The organism is Streptomyces sp. NPDC059003 (assembly GCF_042740445.1).
Lineage (GTDB): Bacteria > Actinomycetota > Actinomycetes > Streptomycetales > Streptomycetaceae > Streptomyces.
The window spans coordinates 63,325-72,834 of the sequence record NZ_JBHYJH010000026.1; the positions used below are offsets into that span (position 1 = coordinate 63,325).

A 9,510-nucleotide genomic window follows, 5' to 3' on the forward strand; every position below is an offset into this window, starting at 1 on the left:
GTCACGGATCGGGGGGCCTGTCTGGTCAACCCTTCGACGCCGCCTGGTCGTCAGGGCGTCGGGAGGAGATCGTGATGACAGCGCACATCGTGGTGCTGGGTGCGGGATACGCCGGAGTCGTCGCCGCCAAGGCGACCGCCAAACAGCCCGGGACCCGGGTGACCCTGGTGAACGCGAGCGACCGATTCGTGGAGCGGGTCCGGATGCACCAGGTCGCCGCGGGCCAGAAGGTGCGGCAGCGGCCGATCGCCGAGCTGCTCGCCGACGCACCCGTACGGTTCATCGTCGACCGGGTCGTCGCGGTCGACGCCACCCGCCGTGAGGTACTCCTCGCCGACGGCACTCCCCTCGCGTACGACACCTTGATCTATGCCCTGGGCAGCAGCGCCGACCACGAGACCGTGCCCGGGGTCGCCGAGCACGCGTACCCGCTCGCGACCGCCACCGATGCGGAGCGCCTCGGGGCCCGCCTTGCCGAGGGCGGAAGCGTCGCGGTCGTCGGCGGCGGGCTGACCGGCATCGAGGCCGCAGCCGAACTGGCCGAGTCCCGCCCGGAGTTGAAGGTCCGCCTGGTCACCGGCGGCGCACTCGGCGCGGCTCTGTCCGAACGGGGCCGACGGCATCTGCGCCGCGTCTTCGACCGGCTCGCCGTGGACGTCCGGGATCGCGTACGGGTCAGCGAAGTACACGCGGACGGTGTCGTCCTGGACGACGGTGAGGTGCTTCCCGCGGACACCGTGGTGTGGACCACCGGCTTCCGTGTGCCACAGATCGCGCGCGAGGCCGGATTCGCGGTGGACGACCACGGCCGGATGCTGGTCGACCGGACGCTGCGCTCGGTATCGCACCCCGACGTGTACGCGATCGGTGATGCGGCGGCGGCCCAGCGGCAGGGCGGGCAGGAGCTGCGCATGGCCTGCGCCACCGGGCTGCCGTCGGCCGCCCACGTGGCACGGACGGTGGGCGACCGCCTCGCCGGCCGCACCCCGCGCCCGCTGCGCTTCCGCTACCTCAACCAGTGCGTCAGCCTGGGGCGCCGCGACGGCCTCATCCAGTTCGTACGGGACGACGACACCCCGGTCGAGCGGGTCCTCACCGGCCGCGCCGCCGCCCTGTACAAGGAGTTCATCGTCCGCGGCGCCCTGTCCGCCCAGCGCCACCCGGCCCTGGTCAAGCTCACCCCGCACGGAAGCGAACCGCGCCGCTAGGACCGCGGCTCCGGCTACGTCTGCGCCATGTCCACGAAGCGCGAGTAGTGGCCCTGGAAGGCGACCGTGATCGTCGCCGTGGGGCCGTTACGGTGCTTGCCCACGATGATGTCCGCCTCGCCCGCGCGCGGTGACTCCTTCTCGTACGCGTCCTCGCGGTGCAGCAGGATCACCATGTCGGCGTCCTGCTCGATGGAGCCGGATTCACGCAGGTCGGAGACCTGGGGCTTCTTGTCCGTGCGCTGCTCGGGGCCACGGTTCAGCTGCGAGAGCGCGATGACCGGAACCTCGAGCTCCTTGGCGAGCAGCTTCAGGTTTCGCGACATGTCCGAGACTTCCTGCTGGCGGCTCTCGGCACGCTTCGAGCCACCGGACTGCATCAGCTGCAGATAGTCGATGATCACCAGCTTGATGTCGCTGCGCTGCTTGAGGCGGCGGCACTTCGCGCGGATCTCCATCATCGACAGGTTCGGGGAGTCGTCGATGTAGAGCGGCGCCGCCGAGACCTCGGGCATCCGACGTGCGAGCCGCGTCCAGTCCTCATCCGTCATCGTGCCGGAGCGCATGTGGTGCAGCGCCACGCGTGCCTCCGCGGACAGCAGACGCATCGCGATCTCGTTGCGCCCCATTTCCAGGGAGAAGATGACGCTGGGCAGGCTGTGCTTGATGGAGGCGGCGCGCGCGAAGTCGAGGGCCAGGGTGGACTTACCCATGGCGGGGCGGGCCGCGATGACGATCATCTGGCCGGGGTGCAGGCCGTTCGTGAGCGAGTCGAAGTCGGTGAAGCCCGTGGGAACGCCCGTCATCTCGCCGCTGCGGGAGCCGATCGCCTCGATCTCGTCGAGGGCGCCCTCCATGATGTCCGCGAGCGGCAGATAGTCCTCACTGGTGCGCTGCTCGGTGACGGCGTAGATCTCGGCCTGGGCGCTGTTGACGATCTCGTCGACGTCGCCGTCCGCCGCGTATCCCATCTGCGTGATGCGGGTGCCGGCCTCGACCAGGCGGCGCAGGACCGCGCGCTCGTGGACGATCTCCGCGTAGTACTCGGCGTTCGCAGCGGTCGGGACCGTCTGGACCAGCGAGTGCAGATACGAGGCGCCGCCGACCTTGGTGATCTCGCCGCGCTTGGTGAGCTCCGCGGCGACGGTGATGGGGTCGGCCGGCTCGCCCTTGGCGTACAGGTCGAGGATCGCGGTGTAGATCGTCTCGTGCGCCGGGCGGTAGAAGTCATGGCCCTTGAGCACCTCGACGACGTCCGCGATGGCGTCCTTCGAGAGCAGCATGCCGCCGAGCACCGACTGCTCGGCGTCGAGGTCCTGCGGAGGCACGCGCTCGAAGGACGGGCCGCCGTCCCAGCCGCGCTCGTGCTGCTCCTCGCGGCTCCGGCCGCCGTCGCGGGACGGGCGGGACACAGGCAGACGATCACTTGGACCGCTGTCGGCCCACGGGTCGTCCAAGGGCTCGGAGATACTCACCGGGCCACCTCCTCCCGTCCGCCGCGCGGACCTCGCCGTGCCCCTCTTTCCTACGGCACGACACTGACAAATAAGGGGGCCCAACTCCGGTTCTGACGCGTCGGATTTGCGGGGTTTCCGCGATGGCAGGACGAGGCGGGCGCCGGACAACCGTAGGCCCGTGGGCACCGTCAGCCAATCTGGTTATCCACAGGCGGTGTGGATGACTGCCGCGATGCTGTGGAGAACCCCGCCAAACCTGTGCACGGTCCGGTGGACAGCCCTGTGAACAAGCCCTCAGGACACTTTTCGCACCCTCTCTGACCTGCACCTTTCCCATCCACCGGCTGTGCAGAAGAAAAACTTCCCCAGTCGGCCCAAGAACTTGCCGAACGGCGCACGAGCCGAGGTGCACACACAGCCCAAGTAAGGGTCCTACCTCAATTGCATCTCTTACCTGTGGAAGATTAGATTGGTGCTCATGACACAGGCTCCCGCGGCACCCAAGGCCGCCCGGCGACGACACGACCGAGAGATCGTCGCACTCGCCGTCCCGGCCTTCGGCGCACTCGTGGCCGAGCCCCTCTTCGTCATGGCCGACAGCGCCATCGTCGGCCATCTCGGCACCGCCCAGCTCGCCGGGCTCGGCGTCGCCTCGGCCCTCCTGATGACCGCCGTCAGCGTCTTCGTCTTCCTCGCCTACGCCACCACGGCCGCCGTCGCCCGCCGCGTCGGCGCCGGTGACCTCCAGGCCGCCATCCGACAGGGCATGGACGGCATCTGGCTCGCCCTGCTCCTCGGCGCCGCCGTCATCGCCGTCGCCCTGCCCACGGCACCCGTGCTCGTGGACCTCTTCGGCGCCTCCGACTCCGCCGCACCGTACGCGGTCACCTATCTCAGGGTCTCCGTGCTCGGCATCCCCGCGATGCTGATCGTGCTCGCCGCCACCGGCGTGCTGCGCGGCCTCCAGGACACCAAGACCCCGCTGTACGTGGCCGTCGGCGGCTTCGTCGCCAACGCCGCCCTCAACGCGCTCCTCGTCTACGGGGCGGGCCTCGGCATCGCCGGCTCCGCGTGGGGCACCGTGCTCGCCCAGTGCGGCATGGCCGCGGTCTATCTGTACGTGGTCGTCCGCGGCGCCCGGCGCCATGGTGCCTCGCTGCGCCCCGACGCCGCCGGGATCAGGGCCTGCGCCCAGGCCGGGGTCCCGCTCCTGGTCCGCACGCTCTCACTGCGGGCGATCGTGATGATCGCGACCGCCGTCGCCGCCCGCTTGGGCGACGCCGACATCGCGGCCCACCAGATCGTCCTGTCCCTGTGGAGCCTGCTGTCCTTCGCCCTCGACGCCATCGCGATCGCCGGGCAGGCCATCATCGGCCGCTATCTGGGGGCGAACGATGCCCAGGGCGCCCGTGACGTCTGCCGCCGCATGGTGCAGTGGGGCTTTGCCTCCGGCGTCGTGCTCGGCCTCCTGGTCGTCCTGGCACGGCCGGTGTTCGTCCCGCTCTTCAGCGGCGACGCTCCTGTCCAGGACGCGGCCCTGCCCGCCCTGATCGTGATCGCCCTCGCCCAGCCGATCTGCGGCATCGTCTATGTCCTCGACGGCGTCCTGATGGGCGCGGGGGACGGACCGTATCTGGCCTGGGCGATGCTGATCACTCTTGCGGCGTTCGCCCCGGCCGCCCTGCTCGTGCCGACGCTCGGCGGTGGGCTGACCGCACTGTGGGCCGCCATGACGCTCATGATGACCGTGCGCATGCTCACCCTGTGGCTGCGCTCCCGCTCGGGCCGCTGGATCGTCACGGGCGCCACGCGCTGACGCGATGGTTCACGTGAGAGGCGATGTTTCACGTGAAACGTCGCCCCTGACCCACGCCGGGACCACCTCTCACGACGCGTAGGCAGAGCACCGAGCCCGACACCGCACGGCAAAGGGGCCGCACCCGATGGGTGCGGCCCCTTCACTCAGTCCTGCGAGCGCAATGCTCAGGCAGCGACGACCTCGACGTTGACCTTCGCGGCAACCTCGGGGTGCAGACGCACGGACGTCGCGTGGGCGCCCAGCGTCTTGATCGGCGCGTTCAGCTCGATGCGGCGCTTGTCGACCTTCGGGCCACCGGCAGCCTCGATCGCCGAAGCGACGTCAGCCGGGGTGACGGAACCGAAGAGACGACCGGCGTCGCCGGAGCGGACGGCCAGGCGGACCTTGACGCCCTCGAGCTGGGCCTTGATCTCGTTGGCCTGCTCGATGGTCGCGATCTCGTGGATCTTGCGCGCACGACGGATCTGCGCGACGTCCTTCTCGCCACCCTTGGTCCAGCGGATCGCGAAGTTCCGCGGGATCAGGTAGTTACGGGCGTACCCGTCCTTGACGTCGACAACGTCGCCGGCGCCACCGAGGCCGGAGACCTCGTGGGTCAGGATGATCTTCATGTGTAGGTCACCCTTCCTTTAGCGCGCGGTGGACGTGTAGGGCAGCAGCGCCATCTCACGGCTGTTCTTCACGGCCGTGGCGACGTCACGCTGGTGCTGCGTGCAGTTGCCGGTCACGCGGCGGGCACGGATCTTGCCGCGGTCGGAAATGAACTTCCGCAGCATGTTCGTGTCCTTGTAGTCCACGTACGTGACCTTGTCCTTGCAGAAAGCGCAGACCTTCTTCTTAGGCTTGCGCACAGGCGGCTTCGCCATGGTGTTTCTCCTGTGTGATCAAGAAGTGTGGGTACGGCCCGCCTTCTCGCCCTGAGCTGTCGCCCGGGACCTAGAAGGGGGGCTCGTCCGAGTAGCCGCCGCCGGAGCCGCCGGAGTTTCCACCCCAGCCGCCACCGCCGCCGCCCTGCTGGCCGCCGCCAGCCGGGGCACCGGTCGCCCAGGGGTCGTCGGCGGGAGCACCGCCGCCACCCTGCTGCTGACCGCCGCCGGAGCCACCGCCCCAGCCGCCGCCCTGCTGGCCGCCACCGCCACCGCCGCCGTATCCGCCCTGGCCGCCGCGACCGGTGGTCTTGGTGACCTTGGCCGTGGCGTTCTTCAGGCTGGCGCCGACTTCCTCGACGTCCAGCTCGTAGACCGTGCGCTTGATGCCCTCACGGTCCTCGTAGGACCGCTGCTTCAGTCGGCCCTGCACGATGACGCGCATGCCTCGCTGGAGCGACTCGGCGACGTTCTCCGCCGCCTGACGCCAGACCGAGCAGGTCAGGAACAGGCTCTCGCCGTCCTTCCACTCATTGGTCTGCCGGTCGAAGGTGCGGGGAGTGGACGCGACGCGGAACTTCGCGACCGCCGCACCGGACGGGGTGAAGCGCAGCTCGGGGTCGTCGACAAGATTGCCGACGACCGTGATGACGGTCTCGCCTGCCATTGGGGGAACCTCTCGGCGGGTTTGCTGCTGGCTGCTTGCTGCTACTCGAATCCCGAGTGCCGCTGAGCTAGGAAGCTCAGTGGGTCTCGGGGCGGAGGACCTTAGTCCGGAGGACCGACTCGTTCAGGTTCATCTGGCGGTCGAGCTCCTTGACGACCGCAGGCTCGGCCTGCAGGTCGATGACCGAGTAGATGCCCTCGGGCTTCTTCTTGATCTCGTACGAGAGACGACGACGGCCCCAGGTGTCGACCTTCTCGACCTTTCCGTTGCCCTCACGGACGACGGAGAGGAAGTTCTCGATCAGCGGGGAGACAGCGCGCTCCTCGAGATCGGGGTCGAGGATGACCATCACCTCGTAGTGACGCATGTGGAACCCACCTCCTTTGGACTCAGCGGCCACGGTCGTTCCGTGGCAGGAGGGTCGTGATGCGTACGCAACGGTATCGGCCGCCACTGACAATCGGGTCCCTGGTCGCGGGTGCGGGGGAGTCCGTGCCGTTCGGCTGCCGGGTGGCTGTGCCAGTCGAGGACTGGTCTGGGCAGACACCGGTGCAGACGGTACAGAGTACCTGCACGGAGGCTTCCGGTTGAAATCCGGCGTCGGACGGGCAGAATCTGTACACATCGGGTGTGTATGGCGCTACGATGCGCCGCCTTCCGCAGGAGGTGCCTCCATGGCACAGGCAATGCGACGCGACACCGCAGGCTCCCTCTTCGCCACCGACGGCAAGCCCCATCCGCTCCAGGACACGCTGCTCGGCGTGACGCTGGCGCTCGGCGCGATCGCCTTCGTGACCGCGATGTTCCACAACCTCCATCTGCTCAGTTCCTGGACCGGCCTGGTCGGGATCTTCACGGGCGCGTACGGACAGTTCATCTCCGTGACGACGCGCGAGCGCTTCTTCCTGATCGTCGGCCTCGGCGCTTCGGCGGTCGGCTTCTTCCTGGGTATGGCGCACGGCGGCCTCTTCGGCGGACTCTGGTAGCCCGCCCGCGGCTCCCCGCCGCTCCCCGGACCGGCCGCTGACCGGTCCGCGTCGCCCCTGGTCGGAGCCCGGCCCGGGGCGAAGGTTGCATACGCCCAATCGGGGCGCTCGCAGGGCGCAGTAGGCTTCGGCGCTAGAGCCGGAGCCCCTGTACCCATGGGGACACACCAGCCCGAGGAGCGCCGCGAATGAGCCTGACCCTGAGGACCATCAGCCGAGAGCAACATCTGGCGTACATCCAGAGCCTGCCGTCGGCGAGCCATTGCCAGGTCCCGGCATGGGCAGACGTGAAGAGTGAATGGCGCTCGGAGAACCTGGGCTGGTTCGACGAGAGGACCGGTCAGCTGGTGGGCGTGGGCCTGGTGCTCTACCGCCAGTTGCCCAAGGTCAAGCGCTATCTCGCGTATCTGCCCGAGGGTCCGGTCATCAACTGGTACGCCCCGAACCTGGACGACTGGCTCCAGCCCATGCTCGCGCACCTGAAGAAGCAGGGCGCCTTCTCCGTGAAGATGGGCCCGCCGGTCGTCATCCGCCGCTGGAACGCCCAGGCCATCAAGGCGGGCATCCAGAGCCCCGACGTGAAGCGACTGCGTGACATCGAGGCCACGCACATCGAGCCGCGCGCCTTCGAGGTGTCCGACAAGCTGCGCCGCATGGGCTGGCAGCAGGGCGAGGACGGCGGCGCCGGCTTCGGCGACGTCCAGCCCCGCTATGTCTTCCAGGTGCCGCTCGCCAACCGCTCCCTGGACGAGGTCCTCAAGAACTTCAACCAGCTGTGGCGCCGCAACATCAAGAAGGCCGAGAAGGCCGGCGTCGAGGTCGTCCAGGGCGGCTACGAGGATCTGGCCGAATGGCAGCGGCTCTACGAGATCACGGCGATCCGCGACAAGTTCCGGCCGCGGCCGCTGAGCTACTTCCAGCAGCAGTGGCGGGCCCTCAACACCGAGGACCCCAACCGCATGCGGCTGTACTTCGCGCGGCACAACGGCGTGAATCTGTCGGCGGCGACGATGCTCGTCGTGGGCGGGCACGTCTGGTACTCCTACGGCGCTTCCGACAACATCGGGCGTGAGGTCCGGCCCTCGAACGCGATGCAGTGGCGGATGCTGCGCGACGCCTACGCCCTCGGCGCGTCCGTCTACGACCTGCGCGGCATCTCCGACTCGCTCGACGAGACCGACCACCTCTTCGGCCTGATCCAGTTCAAGGTCGGCACCGGCGGCGAGGCCGTCGAGTACGTCGGCGAGTGGGACTTCCCGCTGAACAAGCTGCTGCACAAGGCGCTCGACATCTACATGTCGCGTCGCTGATCCCGCACAATTTCCTTCCATACCTCTGTTACACCGCAGCAACCAGAAAGGTTCCGGGACCAGCCATGGCGCTCACGCTCTATGTCGACACCGCGCGCTGGCGGGCACACCAGAAGCACGTGCTCGACCAGTTCCCGGGCATCGTCCCGGTCTGCAAGGGCAATGGCTACGGCTTCGGACACGAGCGGCTCGCCGAAGAGGCCACGCTCTTCGGCTCCGACATCCTCGCCGTCGGCACGACGTACGAGGCCGCCCGGATCAAGGACTGGTTCGGCGGTGACCTGCTGGTCCTGACGCCGTTCCGGCGGGGCGAGGAGCCCGTGCCGCTGCCCGACCGCGTCATCCGCTCCGTGTCGTCGATCGACGGCGTGCACGGCCTCGTGGGGGCCCGCGTCGTCATCGAGGTCATGTCCTCGATGAAGCGCCACGGCGTGAGCGAGCAGGACCTGCCGCAGCTGCACGCCGCGATCGAGGACGTGCGCCTGGAGGGCTTCGCGATCCACCTGCCCCTCGACCGCCCCGACGGCTCGGACGCCGTCGAGGAGGTCATCGCGTGGATGGACCGGCTGCGCGCCGCCCGGCTGCCGCTGCACACGATGTTCGTCAGCCATCTCAAGGCCGGTGAACTCGCCCGCCTGCAGCAGCAGTTCCCGCAGACACGCTTCCGCGCGCGGATCGGTACGCACCTCTGGCTGGGCGACCACCAGGCGACGGAGTACCGGGGCGCCATCCTGGACGTCACGCGCGTCTCCAAGGGGGACCGTTTCGGCTACCGCCAGCAGAAGACCGCGTCCGACGGCTGGCTGGTCGTCGTCGCGGGCGGCACCTCGCACGGTGTCGGTCTGGAGGCCCCGAAGGCACTGCACGGCATGGTGCCGCGGGCCAAGGGCGTGGCCCGCGCGGGTCTCGCGACGGTCAACCGCAACCTGTCGCCGTTCGTCTGGGGCGGCAAGCAGCGCTGGTTCGCCGAGCCGCCGCACATGCAGGTGTCGATTCTCTTCGTGCCGTCGGACGCGCCGGAACCCACAGTGGGCGAGGAGCTGGTGGCCCACCTGCGGCACACGACAACGCAGTTCGACCGGATCGTCGACCGCTGACCCAGAAGTCGACCGCTGCCGTACGCGGCCGCTGACACCGCCGTTCAGGCGCGTGCGGAGCCGTTCATGACGCAGGGCCGGGCCCGCGACACTCGTCGCG

The 9,510-nt window shown here is 69.1% G+C and carries 10 protein-coding genes; 5 read left to right on the forward strand and 5 right to left on the reverse strand.

Going from position 1 to position 9,510, the window contains the following annotated elements:
• Window positions 1-74: 74 nt before the first annotated feature.
• Complete coding sequence (locus ACFWZ5_RS13175) at window positions 75-1,208, forward strand: NAD(P)/FAD-dependent oxidoreductase (protein WP_384791134.1); 1,134 nt, start codon at window positions 75-77, stop codon at window positions 1,206-1,208.
• Between the two features lie 14 nt (window positions 1,209-1,222).
• On the opposite strand, the gene dnaB is transcribed toward ACFWZ5_RS13175, so the two are convergent.
• Entirely contained in the window at window positions 1,223-2,683 is a 1,461-nt protein-coding gene (dnaB, locus tag ACFWZ5_RS13180) for a replicative DNA helicase (RefSeq protein ID WP_384791137.1), read from the reverse strand.
• Window positions 2,684-3,143: 460 nt separating this feature from the next.
• On the opposite strand from dnaB, the gene ACFWZ5_RS13185 reads away from it, so the two are divergent.
• Window positions 3,144-4,481, forward strand: coding sequence for an MATE family efflux transporter (locus ACFWZ5_RS13185; protein WP_384791140.1), 1,338 nt, complete (start codon window positions 3,144-3,146; stop codon window positions 4,479-4,481).
• A 167-nt stretch (window positions 4,482-4,648) separates the two neighbouring features.
• On the opposite strand, the gene rplI is transcribed toward ACFWZ5_RS13185, so the two are convergent.
• The 4 genes from rplI to rpsF form a co-directional block, all read right to left on the reverse strand.
• A complete protein-coding gene (gene rplI / locus ACFWZ5_RS13190; RefSeq protein WP_384791142.1) occupies window positions 4,649-5,095 on the reverse strand; it encodes a 50S ribosomal protein L9 in 447 nt (148 codons plus the stop codon).
• 18 nt (window positions 5,096-5,113) lie between these two features.
• Window positions 5,114-5,350, reverse strand: a complete 237-nt coding sequence (rpsR, locus tag ACFWZ5_RS13195) for a 30S ribosomal protein S18 (RefSeq protein WP_003949403.1) — start codon at window positions 5,348-5,350, stop codon at window positions 5,114-5,116.
• A 70-nt stretch (window positions 5,351-5,420) separates the two neighbouring features.
• Window positions 5,421-6,017, reverse strand: coding sequence for a single-stranded DNA-binding protein (locus ACFWZ5_RS13200; protein WP_384791145.1), 597 nt, complete (start codon window positions 6,015-6,017; stop codon window positions 5,421-5,423).
• Between the two features lie 76 nt (window positions 6,018-6,093).
• The gene (gene rpsF / locus ACFWZ5_RS13205; RefSeq protein ID WP_006604399.1) at window positions 6,094-6,384 is read right to left on the reverse strand and encodes a 30S ribosomal protein S6; all 291 of its coding nucleotides are present in this window, start codon (window positions 6,382-6,384) and stop codon (window positions 6,094-6,096) included.
• 307 nt (window positions 6,385-6,691) lie between these two features.
• Here rpsF and ACFWZ5_RS13210 point away from each other — a divergent pair, with 307 nt between their 5' ends.
• The 3 genes from ACFWZ5_RS13210 to ACFWZ5_RS13220 all read left to right on the forward strand — a co-directional run bounded on the left by ACFWZ5_RS13210 (window position 6,692) and on the right by ACFWZ5_RS13220 (window position 9,410).
• Window positions 6,692-7,003, forward strand: a complete 312-nt coding sequence (locus tag ACFWZ5_RS13210; protein WP_384791147.1) for a hypothetical protein — start codon at window positions 6,692-6,694, stop codon at window positions 7,001-7,003.
• A gap of 188 nt (window positions 7,004-7,191) precedes the next feature.
• Window positions 7,192-8,313: a lipid II:glycine glycyltransferase FemX gene (locus ACFWZ5_RS13215; protein WP_384791150.1), complete on the forward strand. Its 1,122-nt coding sequence runs from the start codon at window positions 7,192-7,194 to the stop codon at window positions 8,311-8,313.
• A 65-nt stretch (window positions 8,314-8,378) separates the two neighbouring features.
• Window positions 8,379-9,410 (forward strand): alanine racemase, encoded by a 1,032-nt coding sequence (locus ACFWZ5_RS13220; RefSeq protein ID WP_384791152.1) that lies wholly within the window; start codon window positions 8,379-8,381, stop codon window positions 9,408-9,410.
• The last annotated feature ends 100 nt before the right edge of the window (window positions 9,411-9,510 follow it).

What these genes read in the sequence shown, in the direction of transcription:
- ACFWZ5_RS13175 (WP_384791134.1), top strand. Translation starts at nt 75, where the DNA reads ATGACAGCGCACATCGTGGTGCTGGGTGCGGGATACGCCGGAGTCGTC.
- ACFWZ5_RS13185 (WP_384791140.1), top strand. Translation starts at nt 3,144, where the DNA reads ATGACACAGGCTCCCGCGGCACCCAAGGCCGCCCGGCGACGACACGAC.
- rplI (WP_384791142.1), bottom strand. Translation starts at nt 5,095, where the DNA reads ATGAAGATCATCCTGACCCACGAGGTCTCCGGCCTCGGTGGCGCCGGC.
- rpsR (WP_003949403.1), bottom strand. Translation starts at nt 5,350, where the DNA reads ATGGCGAAGCCGCCTGTGCGCAAGCCTAAGAAGAAGGTCTGCGCTTTC.
- ACFWZ5_RS13200 (WP_384791145.1), bottom strand. Translation starts at nt 6,017, where the DNA reads ATGGCAGGCGAGACCGTCATCACGGTCGTCGGCAATCTTGTCGACGAC.
- rpsF (WP_006604399.1), bottom strand. Translation starts at nt 6,384, where the DNA reads ATGCGTCACTACGAGGTGATGGTCATCCTCGACCCCGATCTCGAGGAG.
- ACFWZ5_RS13210 (WP_384791147.1), top strand. Translation starts at nt 6,692, where the DNA reads ATGGCACAGGCAATGCGACGCGACACCGCAGGCTCCCTCTTCGCCACC.
- ACFWZ5_RS13215 (WP_384791150.1), top strand. Translation starts at nt 7,192, where the DNA reads ATGAGCCTGACCCTGAGGACCATCAGCCGAGAGCAACATCTGGCGTAC.
- ACFWZ5_RS13220 (WP_384791152.1), top strand. Translation starts at nt 8,379, where the DNA reads ATGGCGCTCACGCTCTATGTCGACACCGCGCGCTGGCGGGCACACCAG.